This window comes from Bacillus sp. MRMR6 (genome assembly GCF_001940785.1).
GTDB lineage: Bacteria > Bacillota > Bacilli > Bacillales > Cytobacillaceae > Neobacillus.
In genome coordinates, this window is the sequence record NZ_MSLS01000004.1 from 163,312 (window position 1) to 189,397 (window position 26,086).

Below are 26,086 nucleotides of genomic sequence, written 5' to 3' on the forward strand. Positions count from 1 at the left end.
TAAATAAACATCTATATGCGATAATAAAGATGGAATTATATTAAATAGAACTTTCGTGTTTTTGGAGGAGTCTGTCACAATTGGGTACTTGTGTCCTAATGAGGCAGACTTTTTATTTTAATATAAAAATAAATTATTAATTTTATAGAAAGGGATGATTGATATTTGAGTGTTCTTGTTTCTAAATTAAAGGAAGTTTTATTTGCGGTTCTCCCCATAACAGTAATTGTTTTAATCTTAAACTTTACGCTAACTCCTCTCGATTCATCATTAATTATTCGGTTTATGCTTGGTGCGATCTTAATTATTATTGGATTATCGATCTTTTTATTTGGGGTTGATATTGGGATTACTCCTATTGGTCAATCGATGGGAAAAACGATTGCTAAATCTAATAAAATTTGGATCGTTATTATTGCTGGTTTAGTTCTGGGATTTTTCATCTCGATTGCAGAACCAGATTTACATATCCTTGCAGGGCAAATCGAGGCAGTTACTTCCGGGCTGGTATCAAAGGGAAGTATTGTCGTCATTGTATCAGTTGGGATTGCTGCCCTTGTTTCTGTTGGTCTTGTCAGGATTGTCTACAATTTCCCCTTATATAAATTATTGACAGTTTTATATTTGCTTGTTTTTATTCTAGCTGTGTTTACCTCACCGGAGTTCTTAGCGATTTCCTTTGATGCCTCTGGCGCAACGACAGGCGCATTGACCGTCCCATTTATTCTTGCACTAGCAGTAGGGGTTTCTATTCTAAAGAAGGATAGTAAAGCATCTGAAAAAGACAGCTTTGGACTTGTGGCTGTTGCTTCCACCGGTGCTATCATTTCTGTGATGATTATGAATATCATTTCCAAATCCGATAAAATAACTGGAAGTCTACAACATCATTTAGTAGACTCGAATTCGATATTTGGCCCCTTTATAAAAAAGACCCCGATCCTAGCGGGAGAGGTGGTCCTAGCATTACTTCCCATCATCCTCCTTTTTTTTATATTTCAGAAGATATCCTTTAAAATGTCTAAGGAAGCAGTTCGGAAAATCTTAATGGGGCTGTTACTGACATTCGTAGGACTTGTCCTCTTTTTAGTTGGAGTCAACGCAGGGTTTATGGATGTTGGCACAACCGTAGGACATGACATAGCATTATTAGATAATAAAGCATACCTTATTATTGTAGCCTTTGTGCTCGGGTTCGTGACAATATTGGCTGAACCAGCAGTTCACGTCCTAACACACCAGATAGAGGATGTTACGAGCGGATATGTAAGAAGGAAAGTGGTGATGAATACACTTTCTATCGGGGTAGGCCTTGCTGTAGCATTATCGATGCTAAGAATCCTCATACCGGAACTTCAATTGTGGCATTATCTCTTGCCTGGTTATCTCATAGCGATTATGATGACTTACTTCGCTCCGAAATTATTTGTTGGGATCGCGTTTGATTCGGGAGGAGTTGCATCTGGCCCGATGACAGCAACTTTTATATTGGCATTTGTTACTGGAGCAGCGGAAGCGATAGAAGGTGCAAATGTGTTAGTCGATGGATTTGGGATGATCGCGATGGTAGCGTTAACACCTTTAATTGCTTTGCAGGTTTTAGGCCTAGCCTTTAAGCTAAAATCGAAAAGAGGGGGACTAGAAAGGGATGTCGAGTAATTCTGAAATGACCGAGTTTGAACTAGTTTGTGTCATCGTAAATTTCGGCTTAGGAACGAAAGTGATGCAGACAGCTAAAAAATACGGTATTTCAGGGGGGACTGTGTTATTGGGGAAAGGCACCATAAAAAACCGCCTCTTGAAATTTTTAGCAATATCTGATGTTAGGAAAGAGATTGTCATAATGGTCTCTACTAAAAAAACAATCAATCACGCCCTTGAACAGCTTGATAACAAATTTAAGTTTGCTAAACCAGGTCATGGGATCGCCTTTACGATTCCCGTTTGCCATGTAATTGGAGCCAGGAGCTGCAAAAGCGAGCATATTAATGAAGGAAGAGGTGCAGATGATATGATGTTTCATTCCATTACGGTAATCGTGGAAAAGGGTAATGCGGAGGCTGTTATCGAGGCAGCAACGGAAGCAGGTTCTAAAGGCGGTACCATTATTAACGCAAGAGGTTCTGGAATACATGAAACAAGTAAGTTATTTGCAATGGAAATTGAGCCTGAGAAAGAAATTGTGATGATTCTGTCTGCAAAAGACAGCACTGAAGCAATTGTTACCTCAATCAGAAACAAGCTTAAAATAGATGAGCCTGGTAATGGAATTATCTTTATCCAAGATGTTAACAAAACATATGGTTTATATAATTAGTTCCTAGTTTACTTACATTCTTGAAGGAGAGCCCGTCAGCGTTCGGGCTTCTTTTCTTTTGCTAATATCTACTAAACATGAAATGTTTTCATAATGGCTGCTTGTCCTTTATACTTGGATAATGTTTATTTAATATGTTCTTAGGTTACCATTCTATAAAAATAGGGAAACAGTATGAAGGAGGTACTCAATTTGACCATTACTATTGGAGAAAAGATGGTTGCCGAAATCAGCCATTTAGATGAAAAAGGATCAGGACAAGCAGTCATTTGGCGCAAAAATGAACTGGGTAATCCGAAAAAGCTAAAGCTTACGATTCCACAAACTCTACCTGGAGAAAAGGTGAGAGTAACGGTCGATCAGCCTGAACGGAGAAGAAGAAAGGCTCAGCCAGAAGAGGTTCTTGAGGTTCATTCAGAAAGAACAACAGCACCATGTCCACATTTTGAAAGATGCGGAGGGTGTGTATGGCAGCATTGGCAATACGAAGGACAGTTAAAACATAAAACAACCCATGTAAAAGACGTCATCACAGCGCAAGGGTTTGACCCGAATTTGGTCCTAGATACGATAGGGATGGATGAGCCTTGGCATTATCGTAACAAAATGGAGTTTACTTTTGCCCCAGATGGATCTCTTGGTCTGCATGAACAAGGAAACTTCCGTAAAGTGATCCCCCTTGAGACGTGCTTTATTGCAGGAAAAGAAATGGTAGAGGCAGCAATGGAAGTAGCCGCTTGGGTGAAAAATCAGCAATTAACAGGGTATAACAAAGATACTCATGAAGGACTGCTGCGACATTTGATGGTAAGACAGTCCTTTGCCACAGGGGAAATCATGCTGGGGATATTTGCAACAGAGGCACCTTCTGGTCAGCTTGAAAAGGCAGCTGATGACTTGGTAAGACGTATAGCTGAAAAGTTTCCCCAAGTAAAAAGCTTAATGTGGCTCGAAAATACACAGTGGGCCGACCGTACACAATCAGAAAATAGTTATCTCTTAGCTGGAAGAGACTTCATCTATGATGAAATGAGTGGTTACCGTTTCCGTCTATGGTTTGATACTTTCTTTCAAACAAATCCAACCCAGGCGCAAAAATTGGTTGATTTAGCAATCGAAATGGGAGCGCCGAAAAAAACAGAAAAGATGATTGACCTTTTCTGTGGAGTCGGTACGTTTTCTCTGCCATTTGCTAATCGAGTAGGGAAGTTGGCAGGAATTGAAATTGTTGAAACATCCATTGAGTCGGCGAAAAGAAATGCTATGGACAATGGAATTTTTAACACCTCATTCTTAGCTAAAGATGCGCGTAAAGGAATTGACCAGGTGCTTGAGGACTTCGGTAGTCCGGAACTGTTACTGCTTGACCCGCCGCGTTCAGGTGCAGGTGGAAAGGTAATGAGAAGAATCGGCCGTTCCAAACCAGAACGAATTGTCTATGTATCATGTAATCCAGATACATTCGCTACTGATATTAAGGAGCTGCAACCATTTGGCTATACGTTAAAAGTTGTCCAGCCGGTTGATCTATTCCCTCATACCGTTCATGTCGAATGCGTGGCACTGCTCGTTTTAAACCAATAGTTTTATAAGAATTTGTAACTGCACTTTAACTGAAGTGCAGTTTTTTTAATCTGTGTCGAAGGTAAATTCAAATTAATGTGGAATCTAAGAATGAGGAATAATAGTGTTGAGTATGAACCGGTCTTGGGAGTGATTTGAGTGATTGTGAAAGAAAAGCCTGTAAAAACAACGATTATACATACAGAAAACCCGTTTGAGATGATAAGAACAGTGTCGAATCTAGATAGATGTGGAACAGATCGTAAAGTGAAAAGAGTAATATTTATTAGATACATTGGTGTTTCTACCGATGAAAAAAGCCATCTAGACATGCTCGGGCACATGGACCAAGATTTGCGAAAGCTAAATACAGGATACTTGCGATTAGAAGGTGGTCTCTATAATGGTTTCTCTCAAAGTGAGATACAAATTGCGGAACAAAGTTGGAATGAATATCTGAAACTAGAAAGTCAAATCCCTTTTGACCACAGCCAACTTTACAAATTGAATCTGGGCTATTTAATCAGAGAGAACACGCTAGAATGGACAAAAAAGACTCTTTTTAAAGAAATAATAAAGCTATATGATCAAAACAATGCTGCGAAAGGTTCCTCAGCAAGAAGAAACTTTGGGATTAAATTTCTCATCTGGATGAATTGTTATGTAAAAGAATTATTTGATGAGTATTTCAATTTCAATCATATACCCAAGGTTATTTATTATGGTGATATAAAAAAGCATGAGCAGTATTTACTATTGTTTTTGTCAAACATGGGTTGTGATGTACTATATATTAACCCGAAGGAAGATATGAAAGAGATTCTCCCGCAAATCAATAATAGATCCATCCTGATTAAACAACCGTATACAACTCAGGGAATTAGTAAATGGCCTGTAATTTCGGTGCCTGCTAAAAAAGAGGTTCAAGTAACACTCAATGCTGTAGATGAGAAGCCAATAAAGAAAACATCTGCTGAGCAGAATTTTAGCAGCAGGAAAACAGAAAAGAGCTATGAGGAATTAGCTGAACTAGCCCAGTCCGTTGTATTAATAAATGTTTATAATAATCAAAAGGAATTATTAGGCAGAGGTTCGGGAGTGGTCATCACCGAGGATGGTTTTATCTTAACCAATTTTCATGTGATTCAAAAAGGTGAAGTTTATGGCATTACCTTCGAAAATAACGAAACGGAGTATTTTACGAATAGGTTAGTGAAGTATCACCAAAATTATGATTTAGCCTTATTAAAGATTGATCAGCGAACCGAACCGCTTTTGATCAATCCACAAGAGAAACTGGTAAGGGGACAAAAAATAGTCGCTATTGGCAGCCCCTTGGGTCTTTTTAATACCATTTCAGACGGGATTATTTCAGGTTTTAGAGACTTTGGAGACATAGAAGTACTTCAAATAACCGCACCCATTTCGGCAGGAAGCTCAGGAGGGGCATTAATTGATTTATACGGAAATCTTATTGGCATCACCACCGCAGGCTTTGACGAAGGACAGAATTTAAATTTAGCCGTGGGAACAAAATATATCAAGCTTTTCGCCGATGCGATTTTAAAAAAGATGGGGTAATTCCTTTGGGGATTGCCTTTTTTTCTTTTTTGTTGACAATTTAGCCAAAACAAAATATATTATCTAATAGTATTAGATAATTAGAAAGGGGTTACGTATGGATTACAGGCTGTTGGCGAATGAACTGTTTCAAAGCATGATTAGGGCCCCTAAAATGCCGTTCCAGAAAAAAGTAGATGACATTTCACATGGGGAAAGAAAAATATTAGGGTATCTGACATTTGGAAAAAACGGGGCTACATCAGGTGAACTTAGCGAGCATCTTGACCTAAGCACTCCTCGGGTTGCTTCCGCCCTCAATAGCTTATCAAAAAAAGGATTCATTGAACGTAATAGGGACACTGCTGATAAACGGATTGTCATTGTAACGATTACGGAACCTGGAAGAAGCTTTATGCTCGAAGAACACGAGCAGGCAATGCGGATGATGGAGAAAACACTTAGGAAACTTGGTGAACATGATGCAAATGAATTTGTACGAATCATTAAACGGATTACTGAAATTCATCAAGAAAGTGATTGAGTAAATGCAGGCTATGAAAATTAGCGTCTGCATTATTTTAAAATAAGTATCTAACACTATTAGATTTATAGGGTAGCTTCATTAGGGGGTATATTCACATGTTGAAAATTTTTAAACATCTGCAGATGAAAGAGTGGTTATTAATTGTTTGTAGTTTAATCTTCATTGTGACACAGGTTTGGCTCGACTTAAAATTGCCTGACTATATATATGAGATTACTATGCTGGTTCAGACAGAAGGCAGTAAGATGAGTGAGGTTCTTGTTCAAGGCGGATATATGCTATTGTGTGCTGTTGGAAGTATGTTCGCGGCGATGATTGTGGGCTTTTTTGCGGCAAAGGTTGCTGCCGGTTTTTCTGTCCGTCTTCGCGGTATGGTGTTCGACAAGACCTTGTCCTTCTCGATGCAAGAAATCAATGGCTTTTCAACTTCAAGCTTGATTACGCGCTCAACAAATGATATTACCCAAATTCAGCTGCTGATTGCAATGGGACTGCAGGCGATTGTTAAGGCTCCCATATTAGCTGTTTGGGCGATTTTGAAGATTATGGGAAAAAGCTGGCAATGGACGGCAGCAACAGGGTTGGCGGTTGCTTTCCTTATTGTAATGCTATCGATTATCATTTTAGTGGCATTGCCAAAATTTAAAATTATACAAAACCTGACTGATAACTTGAATCGGGTTACAAGAGAAAACCTGACAGGTATACGTGTGGTCCATGCTTATAATGCAGAAGGATACCAGGAAGAAAAGTTTGAAAAGGCAAACAGCGAACTGACACAGACAAATCTATTTACTAACCGAACGATGGCGATTATGATGCCGACGATGGGTCTGATTATGTCAGGGATGACTCTCGCTATCTATTGGATTGGTGCATTTCTCATTAGCAATGCTTCGCTTCCGGCAAGATTGCCATTGTTTAGCGACATGGTTGTATTCTCTTCATATGCCATGCAGGTGATTATGGCCTTTATGATGCTATCCATGGTGTTTATTATGGTTCCTCGTGCTTCTGTTTCCGCAAAGAGGATTAATGAGGTATTAAATACCGAAGCAAAAATACTGGATGGAAATGCAAGAGAAGGGAAGAAAGGCTTTTCTGGAGCAGTAGAATTTCGGAATGTTAGTTTTAAATATCCGGATGCAACTGACTATATTCTACGAAACATAAGTTTCACTGCACACCAAGGAGAAACAGTAGCCTTTATCGGATCAACGGGGAGTGGGAAAAGCACATTGATTAACCTGATCCCGCGATTCTATGATGCCACGGAAGGTGAAATTTTAATAGACGGAATGAATGTCAAAAATTATTCCCAGGATGCGTTACGAAATAAGCTTGGTTATGTGGCACAGAAAGCGGTCTTGTTTAGCGGTACCGTTTCTTCTAATGTTGCCTATGGAGAAATTGCAAATGACTCTTTAGATAAGTCTGGCATCATGAAAGCAGTAGAGATTGCTCAAGGTAAGGAGTTTGTTGAAAAAATGGAAGGAGAGTATGAGGCGAAGATTTCACAAGGCGGTACGAACCTGTCTGGTGGACAAAAACAGCGATTATCTATCGCCCGTGCCATCCACAGGCAGCCTGAAATTTACCTATTCGACGATTCATTTTCGGCACTAGATTATAAGACAGATAGAGTCCTGCGTTCATTGCTCAAAAAGGAAATTAAGGATGCAACCACCTTAATTGTTGCACAGCGGATTGGTACGATTAAGGACGCGGACCGGATCATTGTACTGAACGATGGTGAAGTGGTTGGTATCGGCACTCATAATGAGCTATTGGTGAATTGCAGTGTTTATCAGGAAATTGCTTATTCTCAGTTATCAAAGGAGGAGCTTGAAATTGGCTAAAAACGATTTGGCAAAACGTGAACACAATCAGATGAACCCTCCTCATGGAAAAGTTGGATCGCCAGGGGGGCCTCCCACACCAGGCGGCCCTATGGCAGGACCAGGTGCAAAGGCAAAAGATTTCAACAAAACGATTAAGCAGCTTTTATCTTATTGTAAAGTTTATATACCATTCATGATTATTGCCTTGGTCCTTGCCATGGCAGGAGCAATTTTCAATATCATTGGCCCCGAGATGCTAAGCCGAATTACAGATTTAATTACAGAAGGATTAATGGCAGAGATTGACCTAGATGCTGTAGTGTGGATTGGAGCCATACTGGCCTTCCTTTATGGCTTAGGCTTTATTTTTAATTATATTCAAGGCTTTATTATGGCAACGGTCACGCAGCGGGTTTCAAAGAAATTACGAACGGATATTTCAACAAAAATCAACCGCCTGCCTTTAAAATACTTTGATTCTACTAGTACCGGGGATGTACTAAGCCGGGTTACGAATGATATTGATTTAATTGGTCAGACAATGAATCAAAGCCTAGGAACGCTTGTTACAGCTATTACCATATTCGTTGGTTCACTCATCATGATGTTCTACACCAATTGGATTATGGCCATATCTGCTATTCTTTCAACAATTATAGGCTTTGCTTTTATGACTTTCATCATCTCCAAATCTCAGATCTATTTTGCAGAGCAGCAAAAAGAGCTTGGGAAGCTGAATGGGCATATTGAAGAAATTTATTCTGGACACCATATTGTTAAGGTTTTTAATGGTGAAAAGAAAGCAAAGGAAACCTTCCACGAAATTAACACGAGATTATATAACAGCTCTTGGAAATCACAATTTCTCTCAGGACTTATGATGCCGTTAATGATGTTTGTGGGCAATTTTGGCTATGTGGTTGTCAGTATTGTGGGAGCGGTGCTTGCCGTGAATGGCACAATCACCTTTGGTGTCATTGTGGCGTTTATGATTTATATTCGGCTGTTCACCCAGCCTCTTGCGCAGCTTGCCCAGGCAGCAACGAGCTTACAGTCAACAGCTGCTGCAAGTGAACGTGTATTTGAATTTCTTGCTGAAGAAGAACTTGCAAATGAGAGTGAAAAGACCACATGCCTCGAGAAGGCAAGTGGATATGTTGAATTTAGGAATGTTCGCTTTGGCTATAGTGAAAATAAAATGGTCATCAATAATTTTTCGGTAACGGTAAAAGCTGGACAGAAGGTTGCAATTGTTGGACCTACCGGTGCAGGGAAAACAACTCTCATTAACCTGCTCATGCGTTTTTATGAAGTAAACGGAGGGGAAATATTAATTGACGGTGTTCCAATCAACAGGCTTACTCGCGGAAATATTCACGACCTTTTCTGTATGGTTCTGCAAGACACGTGGCTGTTTGAAGGTACTATCCGTGAAAATATTGCTTATGCTAGAAAGGGAGTAACCGACGAGGAGGTTGAAGCAGCCTGCAAAGCGGTAGGACTTCATCATTTTATTAAAACCCTGCCAAAGGGATACGACACGGTGCTCGACGATAAGGCTAATCTTTCTGCCGGACAGAAACAGCTGATCACCATTGCTCGTGCTATGGTTGTAAATGCTCCACTGCTAATTTTGGATGAGGCGACAAGTTCTGTTGATACCCGTACAGAAGTATTGATTCAAGAGGCGATGGACCAGCTTACCGTGGGCAAGACCTCCTTTGTGATCGCCCATAGGCTCTCGACCATCAAAAATGCTGACTTAATACTTGTCATGAAGGATGGAGACATTATCGAAAGCGGAAATCACCAAGAATTACTTGGAAAAAATGGTTTCTATGCGGAACTTTACAACAGTCAGTTTGAAAATGCATCCTAACCTGGAAGCGATATGCCGTGGATAAGTTGAAGTTGTTGTGATAAATGTACTAATATATAGAGGGTGGGTGCCTGTTACTTTTGGTGACAGGCACCCGTTTTTAAAAGTAGGAGGTCGACTGATGGAAAATAACGATATATTAATTCGTTTGCGATATGCGCTTGAAATTAAAAATAAAGAAATGGCAGAGATTTTTAAACTTGGCGGTGTGGAGGTAACCGTACCAGAAGTTATCCAGATTCTCACCAAATCAGATGAAGAGGAATATGATGCTGAGGATGACGGTGACGGTAACGGGCAAATCCGGGTGAATAACGGTATGTTTGATTCCTTTTTAAATGGTTTGATTATTTATAAAAGAGGAAAACAAGAGCCCAAACCTGGCCAACCAGCTGCTCCAGAACCACCATTAAAGAAAAGCGTAAATGTTAATAATCTTTTGCTAAAGAAAGTAAAAATTGCTCTAGCACTAACAACAGAGGACATGCTCGATCTATTTGAAAAAGCAGGCATCACCGTAACAAAAGGCGAACTTGGAGCCTTACTTCGAAAAGAAGGTCATAAAAACTACAAAGAATGCGGCGACAAATACGCCCGAAACTTTTTAAAGGGACTTGCTATTAAATATAGAGGATGACTCGGATTAGATGAGGTTCGGGAAGTTCAATTGCAAGACAAACTAACACCAATATGAGCGGACATTGTCCCGAGAAGGCCAATACAGGAGAAACGATGTTACATACCTACTTAGATGAGACTATTCGCTATGAAATAAAATACAAAAACCGGACTTCTTTTGGAATCACGGTTGATAGCTATGGAAATGTGGAGGTACAGGCTCCGAAAGGAACTTCCGATAGCCAAGTCATTCAAATATTAGAGACTAATTGGAACCTGATTCAGGCAAAAGTAAAAGAAATGACCGACAGGCTGAATGGGCCGCAGAGGAAGGCTTATGAGCATGGGGAAAGATTTCTTTACTTAGGTAGAGATTATCCTATTCAATTTTTCCAAGACGAACAGATCGAGAAGGATACTGTTGAGTTTAAGGGTGATGAATTACATATCCAGGTGAAACAGCTTGAGGATGAAAGGATAAAGCAGGCACTTAAACGATTCTATTATAAGCAATGTAAAGCCCTTGTAGAGAAGAGTATCTCTAACTATCAAAGCAGCTTCAATACAAAACCACGATCTATTCGCATATCAGATAGCAAAACAACATGGGGCACCTGCGATTCAAGACAACAGTTAACCTTCAATTGGAAGTTGGCGATGGCTCCTTTAGAGGTAATCAAGTACGTAGTCGTCCACGAAATGTGCCACATGGTCCATCTTAATCATGACCGCTCTTTCTGGCGCCTAGTCGGAAAAATCATGCCAGATTACAAAGAAAAAGAAAAGTGGTTAGCGGCCTCAAGCTGGAAGATGACGGTATAAGTGCGCAGGGACGGTTCTCCTGCTTCCTTAAGGAAGCAGGAGAACCGTCCCATTGCTTTCTAAGAACAAAATTAGACATATATTTTAACTTTATATGTAAAATAAGCTTAGGATTCTTTATTAGGGCGGTTCTGTTGAAGAAGCAGTAGAACCGTCCCTTTGCTTCAAAGAAAAGGGGGATATGATGACAAGCGGTAATCAAGCAGGATGGAATTTTGATAATAGTTATGAACGTTTACCGGGAGTGTTTTTTACTAAGCATAACCCAACTCCTGTAAGTTCGACGGAGTTGGTTATTCTTAATCGTTCTTTGGCAGCTGCTTTGGGTTTGAATGTTGAAGCACTGCAAAGTGAAGAAGCTGTTGCTGTATTCGCTGGTAACGAGATTCCTGAGGATGCTTCTCCTCTTGCACAAGCTTATGCAGGACATCAGTTTGGTCATCTAAATATGCTAGGGGACGGTAGGGCTATACTGCTTGGTGAGCAAATTACCCCTTCCGGTGAACGATTAGATATACAGCTCAAGGGTTCAGGAAGGACACCATACTCCCGCGGAGGCGATGGGCGTGCTGCGCTTGGACCGATGCTGCGTGAATACATCATCAGTGAAGCCATGCATGCACTGGGTATTCCTACTACCAGAAGTTTAGCCGTGGTTACAACAGGTGAGACAATCATCCGTGAAACCGAACTGCCGGGTGCAATTCTGACTCGTGTAGCGGCTAGTCATATTAGGGTGGGAACTTTTCAATATGCAGGAGCGAGGCCGACGGAGGAACTTCAAGCGTTAGCAGACTATACAATCAAACGCCATTACCCAGACATTGAAGCCGTTGAAAATCAATACCTGTCCTTGCTAGAAGAGGTAATTAAACGTCAAGCTATGTTAATAGCTAAATGGCAGCTGGTTGGTTTTATTCACGGTGTAATGAACACGGATAACATGACGATTAGCGGGGAAACAATTGATTATGGTCCATGCGCCTTCATGGATCAGTACGATCCAGCAACGGTATTCAGTTCTATCGATAGAGAAGGACGATATGCTTTCGGCAATCAGCCGAATATTGCTGTGTGGAATCTGGCTCGTTTGGCAGAAGCCCTTTTACCTTTATTGGCTGACGACCAGGAGCAGGCTGTCACATTGGCTCAGGACAAACTCGCGGATTTTGCTGAACTATTCAAAGCCAACTGGCTAGAAGGAATGAGAGCAAAGCTTGGTATTTTTAACGAAGAGGAACAGGATGTATCGCTTATCGAGAAGCTCCTCACGATGATGAAAAACCAAGGTGCTGACTATACCAATACATTTCGTGCCCTAACGTTTAATCAGCTTGAAACGATGGACCTATTTGGAACCACCGAATTTAAAGAATGGCATGAGATGTGGAAAGCTAGGCTAAGTAGGCAGCAGGAATCTGAGGAATCTTCTCATCAACTGATGCGAAATAGTAATCCTGCAGTGATTCCCCGGAATCACCGGGTCGAAGAAGCGCTAGAAGCTGCAGAGAATTGTGGGGATTTTAGTGTAATGAAAAGACTTCTTGACGTGCTTGCTGACCCTTATGCACATTCAGCAGAGCAAGAAGAGTACACGAAACTGCCAGCACCATCCACTCGGCCTTACCGGACTTTTTGCGGTACGTAGTTTTTTGGAAGCATGACTTATCTCAAGAGCTTGGTTGATATTTTTTCAACCAAACTCTTTTTTTACGCATCGATGCAAAAAATGTTACATATAAAAAGGATAAGTGACCACTGTGCTAACCTTTGATACAAAGAGGTCACATAGTGCCCATATAGGTAACTACTTCGCTAAAAATTGTAGCCAACTCGTCCACTTAGAACCTGTCTAAGTGCCCACATCACCAACTATCAAAGCCAACCTGGTCATTTATAGCCAATATAAGAAACCTCATTAAAAACTAAAGTCCAAGCTTAAAGCTATATTTTCTTCAGAGTAAATGTGAGGCACTTTTAAGTAATCTCGGTTAGAATTAAATATAAAAAGGCAGAGGGAATGGACAGGATGAGCGATGTATTAGAAATTAATGTTGATGAATGTTACCGGCGGGCAGAACAAAAGGCTGCTGAATATTTTAGAGAACTTAATATGCAGGTTTTGCAGAAGACCTACGTCCCTGCTTTAACAGAGGATATACAATTGTGGAAGCATAATCATATTCATCGTCATTCACTATTTCCTTTTGCGCGTAAAAGGAAAAAGCAAGGCCCAAAGGGATATCATCATTATATCCGCTGGCTGAATCTAACAGGAAAACTGGATCATTATCTTGATCGAAGCATTTCCTATCTGTTTATGCGCGATTTAGGTAAAGCGCTGAATTCTACTGAGACAGAGGCAAGAATCCGGAGAGTGGTTGATAGTTTAAAAAACTACCTAATTCAATCCACCTCAGCAGACCCAGAAGACACATCAGATACATTCAGCATGGCGGGGCTGTATCGCTGGGCCGAAAAGGAAGCTGTTGAGAGCTCTTTTATCTGGGTAATCAATAAATTAAAACATGTCTCTTCCCATATACCAGAGGGGATGGATGCGGAGCATGCTAAGCGAAAACTAATTAAGCTTATAGCCGGTGTCATTATGCATCAGGTGGAAGAGCTGACTGATGGGACACCACAAGAGGAACGGGCTCAGAAGCTGGGGGAAGCCATTAGATTAGGTTATTCCTATGGGTTAACGTACCCCTTTATTGATGATCTCCTAGATGCGAAGATTTTAACGGATGATGAGGAAAATCAATATACAAATCTCATACGTACCACTCTAACCACAGGAACAGTGCCGGAATTGGGCGAATGGCCCGGCAGGAATAAGGAGTTAATCCAATTTATCCATTCAGAATTACGAGAAGCCTTTGAGTATATTAAGAATCATCAAAGACCGGAGAACATGAAGTTGTTTTATGAACAGGCTTATGTATTCTTTCATTCTCAAGAAGTGGACCGAATCAAGGATTTATCCAATCCTAACTATACGAATGAAGAACTATATATCCCCATCATTGTAAAATCCTCTTCTTCCCGATTGATTGTTCGTTCTGTAATAAGTGCACCCGAGGACACGGGTTTTGACAATCGTACATTCGTATATGGTATCTATAATCAACTGGCGGATGATTTTGCAGATATGTTTGAGGACATGGAAGAAGGATCGGTTACACCGTATACGTATTATTTAAAATATCATGAAAAGCGTGATGACCTGCTAAACCCATTTGAATTATACTGGACAGTCATCAACCATCTAATCCATAACGTATTTCAGTCAGACCGGAAGACATGTGAGGTAATTCTAGACCGGGCAATTAATGGGCTGAAGCGCTACAAAGAACGGATGGGAACGGAAAAATACAATGAGGTTATCGAGCTATTTGCTTCCGGAGAGCCTGAGTTTAATCGTCTCATTCAAAAAATGGTAGCGAAAGCAGATGATGTTGATTTCTTTGATAAGTTGCTTCGTGACCATATCATTACCCTTTTAAAAAATGAACGCAAGGAACAGGAAGAGTTTTTAGATACGGTTAAATCAGTCCGGAATCAGATCAATACTATGTTAATTATCCCTAAAGCGAAACCCGAAGCATTACTGAATGAGCCGATTATTGACGCTGCAAATTACAGCTTAGAAGGTGACGGCAAGCGATTGCGGCCAATTATGACGTGGGTTATGGGTGTAACAGAATATGGGCTGGAGCCTGAAGCGATCGTGCCGCTTCTAAGGTCGTTGGAATATATGCATACAGCTTCGTTAATTTTCGATGACTTGCCTTCCCAGGATAATGCGTCCATTCGAAGGGGACGTCCAACCCTTCATAAAGTGTATAACAGTGCTACGGCTGAATTAACTGGTCTATTTCTGACTCAAAAGGCCATTGAAGAACAGGCCTCTCTAAACAAGTTTGATTCGGAGATAGTGCTTAAGTTAATCCGTTATTCGGCGCAGATGACAGCCGACATGTGTAAGGGACAGGCGATGGACTTGGGTTCAAGGGGGAAACGATCAACAATCGAACAATTGAACAGTATGTGCTTTTACAAGACAGGCATGGCCTTTGAAGCTTCCCTGATCATGCCTGCCATTCTCGCAAAAGCAAGTGAATTAGAAATGGGTGCTTTGAAAAAATTTGCCTACCATGCCGGTATTGCTTTTCAAATTAAAGACGATTTGCTCGATGTAGAAGGAAACCTAGACTTACTGGGAAAAACAATCGGAAAAGATGCAGAAAATAATCAAACTACCTTTGTTTCCATCTTAGGTTCCATTGGTGCGAAGAAAGCGATGTGGGAACATTTTTGTCTAGCAAGTGAAGCATTGCAGGAATTACCACGCAGTCATACATTTCTTAAGCATTTATTGAATTATATTATGAATCGCGACCATTAATATTCGGTAGAAGGGAACAGTGACAGTCACTGTTCCTTTTTGAACGTCAGGATAATTTCATAAAACTGTAAAATATTGATGACTTTAGTTTCATTGATTATGAGAAAATAAGCATTAAAAGAATGCTTGGATGGAGTATATGGAGGAAATATCTATGGAAGCGGTAAGAGAATTACTTGAAACACCACTCGCTCTGTTATTTATTATTTTATTTGTAGGATCGGTACTAGGGCAAATAAAAATTAAAGGAATTAGTATGGGGACATCAGGTGTGCTTCTAGCTGCGATGGTTTTTGGACACTTTGGCTATCAGGTTCCTTCTATTATCCAGCAATTTGGTCTTGGTTTATTTATAGTAGCTGTCGGTCTACAGGCAGGACCGCGCTTTTTTAGAATGATGAAATCAAGCGGTATCGTATTTGGCATCATTGGGTTACTAATTGTACTAGTGGCATCAATTACCACAATAATCGTTTCAAAGCTGTTTCATTTATCTCCTGCTCTCAGTATTGGAATTATGACAGGTGCCCTTACGAGTACCCCAGGATTAGCAGCTGCACTTCAAGCAACGAATGACCCCATTGCCTCAGTTGGTTATGGAATCGCATATCCATTTGGGGTAGTCGCGGTAGTCTTGTTCGTCCAACTATTGCCGCGATTGGTAAAAACAAATCTTGAGGAGGACCTGAAGAAGAAGACAGGCCCGGTCCGCAATGAAGCATCTCCAGAAGTGTTAACCATTGAAGTGACAAATCCAGCGATTAATAAAAAAACACTGAAGGAATTACACTTTACTCAGTTTGAATCGGTAGTAATCAGCCGAGTAATTCGCGGAGACAGGAATATTATTGCTTTAAATGATACAGTCATTTTGGTCGGAGACCGTTTAGTGGCGGTCGGGCTTCACGAGGATTTGGCCCAGCTTTGTGAGAGCATCGGTAGAAGGGTTACGACAAATTTTGAAAATGTAGATCACGTAAAGCTGCGCAAGGTTGCTGTGGATTCAGATGAAATGATTGGGAAAACATTGAAGGAAATCGGATTGAGGAGCAGTTATGGGGCAACGGTCACTCGGATTGAACGGGGTGGCTTTGAGTTTAATCAAGGACCAAAGTGGCGATTAGAGCGCGGAGATGTTTTGACGATTGTCAGCAGTGAGGATCGTCTAAATAAGGTCGAAAAGCTCTTTAGCAAAAAAAAGTTGACCGTTACGAATATCCATCTTCTTTCTTTAAGCTTGATCCTTCTAATGGGTATTATTGCAGGGATGATTCCGATTCATCTGCCGGGATTAGGGACGATAACATTGGGGGTTGCCGGCGGACCTTTGCTCATAGCGTTAATTATCGGGCACTTCGGAAAGCTGGGACCTATCCATGCCCGCTACTATCAGCCTTCTAATCAGGTTATACGCGATATTGGTCTCGTTCTATTTCTTGCAGGGGCAGGTACAACCGCAGGTACGGGAATAGTTGATGTGGTCCAACAGGAGGGCTTGCGTCTAGTTATTGGAGGTGCAATCATTACCACTTTTCCAATCATAGCAGGATACTTCATTGCTAGGAAATTATTCGGATTAAGCATTGTTCACTCACTAGGGGCATTATGTGGAGGAATGACAAGTACTCCAGGTCTTGGGGCGGCTAATCAATTGATTGACACAGAGGATCCAGCAATTGCCTACGCAGCGGCCTACCCCTTCGCCCTAATATTCGTAGCCATTGCTTCACAGCTGCTAATCTTCTTTTTATAAGGCTGTGTTAATGGTTATTGTTGATTTAAGAACCTGTTGATTGGAGCGAAAGGCGCTTGACTCCTCGAAAATGAAAATCACATTTTCTTCGTGCGATGTTTCGCTACCGTAGCCTTCCTTGTCCTGCGGGATGTACGAGCTGAGTGAGACCCCGCAGGTGCGAAGCTGTAATAGGCTCACGGGCGAGCCCGCGGAAAGCATAGCGCCTGGAGTGCAAATCAACAGATACGTCTTTTTATCATTTCAATTCTACAAGGGTAATATAAGTAAGGTGATATTCCTCAGAGAAAATGGATGATAAAAATGCTATGTCAATCAAGTGAAGAATTAGAAGCGTTTGTTAAAGAAACGATGGCCTGTACTCAACACGGAAAGGTTGCAGATTATATTCCTGCACTAGGAAGAGCAAATCCAGATGATTTATCAATAGCCATACAATATCCTGACGGAAAGTGTGTTTCAGCCGGGGAGATTTCAAAGGAATTCTCGCTTCAAAGTATTTCAAAAGTGATTAGCTTAGCGTTTGTCTTGATGGATAGAGGCCCAAGCTACGTATTTGAACGTGTGGGAATGGAGCCTACCGGTGACCCGTTTAATTCAATAGCAAAATTAGAGTCGATGCCAGCTAAACCCTTGAATCCGATGATTAACGCAGGTGCTTTGGTCGTAACTCATATGATAAAAGGAAATTCTGTGGAAGAAAGATTTCAACGCCTGTTGTCTTTTGTACAAGAATTGGCAGGTGATTCTACCATTGACTATTGTCAGGAAGTAGCAGAATCAGAGATTGAAACCGCTCATTTAAATCGGGCGTTGTGTTATTTTTTGAAACAGCACGGTATCATCCAGGAGGACGTTGAACAATTACTAGATCTTTATACAAAACAATGTGCGATCGAAATGAATTGTTTGGACCTAGCAAGGATCGGTCTCGTGTTTGCTCTTGATGGGGTCGACCCTTTAAGTGGAAAACAAATTATGCCTGTTGATATTGCCCGTATTTGCAAAACCTTTATGGTGACTTGTGGGATGTATAATGCGTCAGGGGAATTCGCGATTAAAATCGGCATTCCCGCCAAGAGTGGTGTATCGGGCGGTATAATGGGGGCTGTTCCAGGCAGATTTGGGATTGGGATTTTTGGCCCTTCCTTAGACGAAAGAGGAAATAGTATTGCAGGCATAAGACTGTTGGAACTTTTATCAAAGAAGTACAAATTGAGCATGTTTTAATCTTATTCAACTAGAACCCATTCCAGCAGAATGGGTTATTTCTATTTTTATCAAAAAAGTGGTAAAGTACATAAAAAAGCAGGAAAAGGTGTTTTATGAAAAAAATAATTGTGATTGGCGCAGGAATTCTCGGTGCTTCTACTGCCTACCACCTTTGTAAGCAGGATGTTGAGGTGATCTTAGTTGACCGCCAGGATATTGGACAAGCAACGGACGCTGCAGCGGGGATTGTTTGCCCATGGATTTCACAGAGGCGGAATAAGGACTGGTATGAACTTGTAAAAGGGGGTGCACGTTATTATCCAGAACTAATTGCCCAATTGGAGGCAGATGGAGAAGCAGAAACGGGTTACAAACGTGTAGGAGCGATTAGTTTACATACTGATGTGAAAAAACTTGAACAAATGGCTGAACGGGCATTGAAGCGGCGTGAAGATGCACCTGAAATCGGGGAAATTCGAGTGTTAACTCCTGTGGAAACGAAAGAGCTTTTTCCACCTTTATCAGAGGAGTTTGGATCGGTTTTTATAGGCGGTGGAGCTAGAGTAAATGGTAGAGCATTAAGAAAAGCCTTGGTGAACGCGGCTATAAGAAATGGAGTTTCTCTGCTGCACGGCAATGCCTCTTTGCTATTTAATAACAATAAGGTTTCAGGGATCAAACTTAAGGAAAAATCAATCCTAGCAGATTTGGTCATTGTTACTGCCGGTGCATGGTCTAGAGAAATCATCGAGCCGCTAGGTGTTTCATTTAGAGTAACACAGCAGAAGGCACAAATTATTCACCTTGAATTGCCGGGTATGGATACTAGCTCTTGGCCGGTGGTAATGCCGCCAACTTCACAATATATCCTTTCTTTTGAAGCTGGTCGTATTGTGATTGGAGCTACTCATGAAGATGAGGCAGAATTTGATGCTCGTGTGACTGTAGGAGGTCAGTATGAAATATTAAGTAAAGCCCTAGCAGTCGCTCCAGGATTAACGAATGGCACCCTTCTGGAAACGAGGGTGGGGTTCCGGCCATACACGCCTGGCTTTCTCCCTGTAATAGGTGCCCTTCCTGAATTTGAAGGAATCTTAGTAGCCAACGGGTTAGGTGCATCTGGCTTAACAAGCGGGCCTTACCTTGGTGCGGAGCTCGCCAAGCTTGCATTAGGTCTTAATTTAGAGCTTGATTTGAGTAGATATCAAGTGGCGGGTTCTGCCTGAGCCATTGAAGAATTTTGTTAAAATGATTGAAGTAAACTGAAAAAGGTGATAGACTATTTTAGTCTAATGTCTTGCAGTCATTAGTTTTAAGCGTCTCTACATATAAAATAGTAATAATTCAATTGTATGGTAAATGGGAGAAACTATAAAAATAGTCGTCTAACCGTGGCCTAACTTCTTTTTTAGAAGTTAGGCCTTTTTCAATTTTTTTGACCGAAGGGGGATGATGCAGTGATAAAAACAACTCAAGAAGATTTGCTGTATCTCAGCAGTAATTTTAGTAAGATGTTAAAACGCGGGTTTGGAAAAGGGCCGGAAACCTGTAATGTAACCAAAAGAGGCAATCGATTATATGTGCTTATGCGAAACTTTATCACGCCTGCAGAGGAAGTTTTACTTAAAAATGGAGATATTCTTTTGGCAACTAGGTTCCGTATGAGCGTATTTAATACAATTGTAGAAGAGTTTGTGAAGGAAGCTTCAAAGGTACTAGGCACGGAATATAAGAACTTTTATTATGATTGGAATTATGATACAAATAATGGGTTTCTTCTAATAGAGTGTGATCACTCTAAGGACCAATCAAAGATAGATGCGTTCTTTGAGACAGAGATTGTAAGGTTGTTAGTTGATGTTAGTTCAAGGCTTCATAAAATCCCTAGTTCATCAAGGATTGTTAAATATACACAAAATTATTGCGTTGTTGAATCTAAAGGGGTTTTGTTGGAGGTTGATTATATTTTGTATAAAAAAGGATGTTTTGATTTATTACTCCAGCAGTCGAAGGAAATAAAAAGCGGTTATTTGAAGCAGAAGAATCTCTTTGAAAAGCTATTTAATCGTGCAATAGACGACATATTTTTGATATTAGATTATGAGAATGATCGAAATTATCTTATTTTTAATTTTAATAAAGTATATATAATGGAAAAGTAAAATAAAGTAGCATGACTTCTTTTTTTGGACTATTAAAAGAATGGTTTTCGTATATACTAACGGTACTAAGTATGAAGAGGAAACCAATATAGTGGTAAGCAAGGAGTTCGATGCGGATGGTGGATCAAAACAAGGAAGAGTATCTCAGCAGCTACATTAGTAAATTATTACGGAAAAAGTTTGGTAGAGGACCACAGTCCTGTCATACCACCATATGCAGGAATTATATTGTTACCTATATACGAGGGTTTTTAACCCCTATGGAAGATGTCCTCCTGCAGCAAGGACAGAACAAGTATGTTGATCATGCAAGGACTGTGATCATCAACCACCTTCTAGATGAAATTAAAGGGGTTATACAAATAACTTTAGAGACTGATGTTGAAGAGTACTATCATGATTGGAACTTTCCTAATAACTCAGGAATCTTAATGTTTGTGCTTGAAAGAGAAGTTGCACCACCTGTAAATTCTGAAGTTGACCTCCCAAGATTAGGGTCTAGGGTTGAAAGAATAAGCCATTTGGTTGAAAAGGTTCCAGATAGAATACATACATATCCTATTTCTCCCTCCATCTTCTTGATTGAAAGGGAGGGGATCTTAGTACCGATTGAAAAAGCGCTTATTTCCAGAGGTTTTCAACAGGAACTGAAATTTACGAAGGATGAGTTAGAAAAAACGTATTTTCATCGTGAGGGCAGGTTTGAGGAAATCTTTAATAAACCTGTAAGGGATATCTTTATTGACTGGAATTTTAAAGAAGATAAATCGATGATGGCCTTTATTTTACATAATTAAAATGGGTAACCCGCTGAGCTAGCTTTGTTCTCCGCGGGTTTTTCCTTGCAGGACCTTCGGTAATCAAACAGGTTCATCCGGAGTTAGGAAAGAATCATGCCTTAAGAGTGAGGCTGGTTACGTTTCATAAGTCAGAAATGTGCATATGAAAATTACTCTTGGCATACTATTAAATAAATGTTATGATAATTTTGATAGAATCATATTGATCACATGTTACTGATACGATCAGGCATGGTGGTAAAGTAAAGGGCAATTTTGCCCTTTATTGTACCCCCATGCCTTTTTTATTTTTTCTAGGCAGGGGTTGCAGGTAATAAGTAGTGGTACGAGTTAGTAAAATAGTATAAATGAAACTTCTACCAGTGGGAGTTTTCTTCATCCCCACTTATTCTTCCTCGATTCCCCTAAGTCTTGAAGTGGGGTATTACTGCCCGTTAATGCGGGATAAATGCATGGTCGGGTCCATTCATGATTACGTTTAGTAAAGGAGAAACAAAATGGTATTTAATATTTTTAAAAAAGCAAAAGTAGAGATTCTAGCACCAGTTGATGGGCAAATTGTTGCACTTGACGAGGTTCCAGATCCTGTGTTTAGCCAGAGAATGATGGGAGAAGGAGTTGCTGTAGTTCCATCGAAAGGAAACATTCATGCTCCAGTTGACGGCACGGTCATTCTAGTTGCAGCAACGAAACACGCAATAGGGATTCGGGCTAAGGACGGTACAGAAATTCTAATTCATGTTGGACTAGAGACGGTAGCCTTAAATGGGGAGGGCTTTTCACTAGCTGTAAGTGAGGGAGATCGGGTTACTGCTGGGCAGGTTTTAATGGGGGTTGATTGGGAATATATTCGTACGCGGGCAAAGAGTGCTGTAACACCAATTGTCATTACGAATAATCAAAATAATAAAAAGCAAGTTACCATCACGAAGGAAAAAGATTGCATTCAAGGGAAAACTGTTATTATTACAGCTTGAAGAAAGTGAAAGCGCAATCAACTATATTTTAAATGAATTTAAGGAGGTGATAACCAAACTAACTGAAAACCTTGTAATTTGTGATAAGAATTGTCGTTTTATCTTCCCAGTAGAACATACTCCCTTTATTTGAACAAGAATCACATCATTCAGAACTAATATTTCTTATTATTAAAACTTAAAGCCAAATTCAATCGGACGTCTTGATTCTTGAATACTGCGATGGGTTATGGAAGCTGGAGACTCGTATTTCAGGGGAATGCAAAGAAAGAGAATAAATTTATAGGGGGAACTAAAAATGATGAAATATCTACAAAGACTTGGTCGGTCATTAATGCTGCCAGTTGCGGTTTTGCCAGCGGCTGCGATTTTAATGGGGATTGGGTACTGGATTGACCCCTCGGGCTGGGGAGCTGGGAGTCCCGTTGCTGCCTTCTTAATCAAAGCAGGTGGATCAATCATCGACAATATGGCAATCCTTTTTGCTGTAGGTGTAGCATTGGGAATGGCAAAGGAAAAAGATGGCTCAGCAGCACTAAGTGGTTTAGTTGCCTTCCTGGTAGTAACAACCGTGCTCTCAACAGGTTCAGTAGCCATGCTTCAAGGTGTGGATGCAGCAGAAGTAAATGCTGCCTTTGGGAAAATCGGAAATCAGTTTGTCGGAATCCTATCAGGTATTATCGCAGCTTTGATGTACAATCGCTTTAGTCATGTAAAGCTACCAGATGCCTTATCGTTCTTTAGTGGTAAGCGTCTCGTTCCAATCATGACATCTGTTGCGATGTTAGCCGTGTCACTTGTACTATTCTTTGTATGGCCGGTTATTTATACAGGACTCGTTTCTTTCGGTACATCAATCGCTGAATTAGGTGCAGCAGGTGCTGGACTATATGGTTTCTTCAACAGATTATTAATTCCTGTTGGCTTACACCATGCTTTAAACTCTGTGTTTTGGTTTGACGTTGCAGGTATTAACGATATCGGTAATTTTTGGTCAAGCACAGGTGAAAAGGGCGTAACAGGTATGTATCAAGCTGGTTTCTTCCCTGTAATGATGTTTGGATTACCAGCAGCAGCATTAGCAATGTATCATACAGCAAAAACTTCTAAGAAAAAGCAAGTAGCTGCTCTAATGATGGCGGCTGGTGTAGCTTCCTTCTTTACAGGGGTTACAGAACCACTTGAGTTTGCCTTTATGTTTGTGGCTCCAGTATTATATTTTACACATGCTGTTTTAACAGGTATTTCCTTAACCATTGCAGCATTATTCAATTGGACAGCAGGATTTGGATTTAGTGCTGGATTCGTTGACTTTGTCTTAAGCTTAAAAATTCCAATTGCGAATCAGCCTTATATGCTTTTAGTTCAAGGTCTCGTGTTTGCGGTCATTTACTACTTCTTATTCCGTTTTATTATTACAAAATTCAACTTAATGACTCCTGGTCGTGAAGAAGATATTGATGAAGACACAGAAGAAGGTGTAGTAGCAGGAAATAAATTTGCTGTAATGGCTGCTAAGATTTATGAAGGCTTAGGCGGAGATGCTAACGTTACGTCTGTTGACAATTGCGTCACTCGTTTACGCTTAGAAGTGAAGGATATGAAAGCAGTTGATCAAAAGAAAATTAAAGCTACAGGCGTACCGGGAATCAACGTTGTTGGGAAAAACAGCATCCAAGTAATCGTTGGTACCAATGTACAGTTTGTAGCAGATGAGATTGAGAAAATTCGTAAGAATAAATAATTGATTAAGTGAAGAATGCCTGGACCATTGGTCCAGGCATTCTTCTTTTGTCCAGCTCCAGCGCCTAGGGGCTCGGGTCATAAGCCACCCACGGAAGAAGGCAAAAAGCGCCTTCTTGCCGCGTGCGTCTTATGCCGGTCGCCCCTGGTCAAGGCGCTTCCGCTTTTCTTTGTCCAGCTCCAGCGCCTAGGGGCTCGGGTCATAAGCCACCCACGGAAGAAGGCAAAAAGCGCCTTCTTGCCGCGTGCGTCTTATGCCGGTCGCCCCTGGTCAAGGCGCTTCCGCTTTTCTTTGTCCAGCTCCAGCGCCTAGGGGCTCGGGTCATAAGCCACCCACGGAAGAAGGCAAAAAGCGCCTTATTCCGCGTGCATCTTATGCCGGTCGCCCCTGGTCAAGGCGCTTCCGCTTTTTTATCGGCTTCTTAATCTTTCGACGTGTAGTATTATGTATCCAAGTTCATGTTCTGGAAGCTGGATTCCATGGTTTCGTTTAAGATCTAGGGCAATCTTCTTTACACAATTGTATGAATTGGAAAACTTGGTTTTTAACATATTCAACATCTCGTCGTCCATAATGGGAACCCCGCCGCTACTTATTCTGGACATCGTATAACGGAGATGTGTAATTAACCTTTGGTAGGAGAGGTCATCCTCTTCTATCTGAATGTGTAAGCAATCTTTTATCGTTTGGATCATTTCTCCAATGATAGCGGTTTGCCTAAGTGTCTGTTTCATATCACCATTTTGTGGTTTGGCTGTGTGGATATGAAGAGCGATATAAGCTGCTTCGTCAACTGGCAATCTGACAGCTAATTTTTCTTCCATATAGCCTATTGCCCACATGCCAATATCAAATTCTTTTTTATATAGGATTTTAATTTCGTTGAACAGTTTGTTTTTTAGATGTATTCCTTCGTTTGTTCTTTCAATTGCAAAGGATAGGTGATCGGTAAGTCCAATATGGATATGCTCATGCAACTTAAGTCCAAGGTATTCTTCTGCATGGGTGATAATATCTTCAGAGATTGAAAGATGCTCTGCGGGGATGTTTTTCAGTAACTGCTGGAACTTCTCATTTTCTTTCATAACAAAAAGCTTTTCAATTTTTTGAGGGTTAACAATATCATTTTTCTTTTTTTGAAAGGCAATGCCTGCTCCGATCGCAATCTTCTCCTCATTTTGATCGGAGACAACAACAGCATTGTTATTTAAGATTCTTTTGATTTTCATCTGAAGTCAGCTCCTTAACTTTCCTATAATTCAGAGGATAAGAATTACAAACATAACCTTGTTAAACTTCGACATCTTTCGATCTTTCTCCTTCTACAATTATAACCCGGGATGCCCAATTTTTTTGATTAACTATACAAAAAGCAGAGAACAAGTTAAAATGAGTATAAACCAATAAATCCGATGAGAAAGGTGAGGTTTTATGTCAAATATGGTACGTTCGATTCCACGTCCATTAGTAAAGACAAACCAATGGGTCATTGTGATAAGTGTTGTTTTAACGTGGATATTCGGTCAAGCATGGTTTCTATTGATCCCATTATTATCAGGGATTTCTGGCATTGTTTTTCAATATAACCCAGTTATGAATATAGCAAAGAAATTCTTAAAGAAAAGGTCAGAGGAGTATGTACCAGAAGATTGGGAACAGCAGCAGTTTAATCAAAAAATTGCTATCCTTTGCTTAGGGGCGGCATTTGTTAGTTTTATAATTGGCTGGACTACCTTAGGCTATGTGTTTACGGTCCTAGTTGCTACGGCAGCCTTTGTGGCGATACTAGGATTTTGTATTGGCTGTTTTATTCACTACCAATGGAAGATGTATACGTATAAACGTTCGAAAAATGAATAAAAAGACTGCTGCAGATGTGT

20 protein-coding genes are annotated in these 26,086 nt (G+C 40.5%); 19 read left to right on the plus strand and 1 reads right to left on the minus strand.

The genetic code is table 11. The features are described from left to right. The first annotated feature begins 165 nt into the window (after nt 1-165). The 18 genes from BTR25_RS06545 (at nt 166) to nagE (ending at nt 24,206) form a co-directional block, all read left to right on the plus strand. Nucleotides 166-1,659, plus strand: a complete 1,494-nt coding sequence (locus BTR25_RS06545) for a DUF1538 domain-containing protein (RefSeq protein ID WP_075687261.1) — start codon at nt 166-168, stop codon at nt 1,657-1,659. Further along, complete coding sequence (locus BTR25_RS06550; RefSeq protein ID WP_075687262.1) at nt 1,649-2,317, plus strand: P-II family nitrogen regulator; 669 nt, start codon at nt 1,649-1,651, stop codon at nt 2,315-2,317. Before BTR25_RS06545 ends, BTR25_RS06550 begins: the two co-directional genes overlap by 11 nt. Before the next feature lie 216 nt (nt 2,318-2,533). Next, the gene (gene rlmD / locus BTR25_RS06555; protein WP_483295238.1) at nt 2,534-3,901 is read left to right on the plus strand and encodes a 23S rRNA (uracil(1939)-C(5))-methyltransferase RlmD; all 1,368 of its coding nucleotides are present in this window, start codon (nt 2,534-2,536) and stop codon (nt 3,899-3,901) included. A gap of 138 nt (nt 3,902-4,039) precedes the next feature. After that, entirely contained in the window at nt 4,040-5,461 is a 1,422-nt protein-coding gene (locus BTR25_RS06560) for a YceG family protein (protein WP_075687264.1), read from the plus strand. A gap of 97 nt (nt 5,462-5,558) precedes the next feature. Further along, the gene (locus BTR25_RS06565) at nt 5,559-5,984 is read left to right on the plus strand and encodes a MarR family winged helix-turn-helix transcriptional regulator (protein WP_075687265.1); all 426 of its coding nucleotides are present in this window, start codon (nt 5,559-5,561) and stop codon (nt 5,982-5,984) included. Between the two features lie 98 nt (nt 5,985-6,082). Then, a complete protein-coding gene (locus tag BTR25_RS06570; protein WP_075687266.1) occupies nt 6,083-7,846 on the plus strand; it encodes an ABC transporter ATP-binding protein in 1,764 nt (587 codons plus the stop codon). Nucleotides 7,847-7,877: 31 nt separating this feature from the next. Further along, a complete protein-coding gene (locus BTR25_RS06575; protein WP_075687358.1) occupies nt 7,878-9,707 on the plus strand; it encodes an ABC transporter ATP-binding protein in 1,830 nt (609 codons plus the stop codon). A gap of 121 nt (nt 9,708-9,828) precedes the next feature. Continuing rightward, nucleotides 9,829-10,344 (plus strand): YehS family protein, encoded by a 516-nt coding sequence (locus BTR25_RS06580; RefSeq protein WP_075687267.1) that lies wholly within the window; start codon nt 9,829-9,831, stop codon nt 10,342-10,344. A gap of 95 nt (nt 10,345-10,439) precedes the next feature. Continuing rightward, nucleotides 10,440-11,147, plus strand: a complete 708-nt coding sequence (locus BTR25_RS06585) for a M48 family metallopeptidase (protein WP_075687268.1) — start codon at nt 10,440-10,442, stop codon at nt 11,145-11,147. 181 nt (nt 11,148-11,328) lie between these two features. After that, nucleotides 11,329-12,795: a protein adenylyltransferase SelO gene (locus BTR25_RS06590; RefSeq protein ID WP_483295236.1), complete on the plus strand. Its 1,467-nt coding sequence runs from the start codon at nt 11,329-11,331 to the stop codon at nt 12,793-12,795. Nucleotides 12,796-13,167: 372 nt separating this feature from the next. Then, nucleotides 13,168-15,558 (plus strand): polyprenyl synthetase family protein, encoded by a 2,391-nt coding sequence (locus tag BTR25_RS06595; protein ID WP_483295237.1) that lies wholly within the window; start codon nt 13,168-13,170, stop codon nt 15,556-15,558. Between the two features lie 154 nt (nt 15,559-15,712). Then, the gene (locus BTR25_RS06600) at nt 15,713-17,311 is read left to right on the plus strand and encodes an aspartate:alanine exchanger family transporter (protein ID WP_075687271.1); all 1,599 of its coding nucleotides are present in this window, start codon (nt 15,713-15,715) and stop codon (nt 17,309-17,311) included. Nucleotides 17,312-17,614: 303 nt separating this feature from the next. Then, nucleotides 17,615-18,541 carry a glutaminase A gene (gene glsA, locus BTR25_RS06605; RefSeq protein WP_075687272.1) on the plus strand — a complete coding sequence of 309 codons (927 nt, stop codon included), beginning with the start codon at nt 17,615-17,617 and terminating at the stop codon, nt 18,539-18,541. Between the two features lie 95 nt (nt 18,542-18,636). Continuing rightward, a complete protein-coding gene (locus tag BTR25_RS06610; protein ID WP_075687273.1) occupies nt 18,637-19,749 on the plus strand; it encodes an NAD(P)/FAD-dependent oxidoreductase in 1,113 nt (370 codons plus the stop codon). Between the two features lie 231 nt (nt 19,750-19,980). Continuing rightward, nucleotides 19,981-20,685 carry a Na-translocating system protein MpsC family protein gene (locus BTR25_RS06615; protein WP_075687274.1) on the plus strand — a complete coding sequence of 235 codons (705 nt, stop codon included), beginning with the start codon at nt 19,981-19,983 and terminating at the stop codon, nt 20,683-20,685. Between the two features lie 116 nt (nt 20,686-20,801). Beyond that, complete coding sequence (locus tag BTR25_RS06620) at nt 20,802-21,482, plus strand: Na-translocating system protein MpsC family protein (RefSeq protein ID WP_075687275.1); 681 nt, start codon at nt 20,802-20,804, stop codon at nt 21,480-21,482. Between the two features lie 500 nt (nt 21,483-21,982). Beyond that, nucleotides 21,983-22,462, plus strand: a complete 480-nt coding sequence (locus BTR25_RS06625; RefSeq protein WP_075687276.1) for a PTS sugar transporter subunit IIA — start codon at nt 21,983-21,985, stop codon at nt 22,460-22,462. Between the two features lie 298 nt (nt 22,463-22,760). Continuing rightward, entirely contained in the window at nt 22,761-24,206 is a 1,446-nt protein-coding gene (nagE, locus tag BTR25_RS06630; RefSeq protein ID WP_075687277.1) for an N-acetylglucosamine-specific PTS transporter subunit IIBC, read from the plus strand. A gap of 410 nt (nt 24,207-24,616) precedes the next feature. Here the strand turns inward: nagE and BTR25_RS06640 are convergent, their stop codons facing one another. After that, entirely contained in the window at nt 24,617-25,435 is an 819-nt protein-coding gene (locus tag BTR25_RS06640; protein WP_075687279.1) for a PRD domain-containing protein, read from the minus strand. Between the two features lie 202 nt (nt 25,436-25,637). Here BTR25_RS06640 and BTR25_RS06645 point away from each other — a divergent pair, with 202 nt between their 5' ends. Further along, nucleotides 25,638-26,066, plus strand: coding sequence for a DUF4395 domain-containing protein (locus BTR25_RS06645; protein WP_075687280.1), 429 nt, complete (start codon nt 25,638-25,640; stop codon nt 26,064-26,066). Nucleotides 26,067-26,086 lie beyond the last annotated feature (20 nt).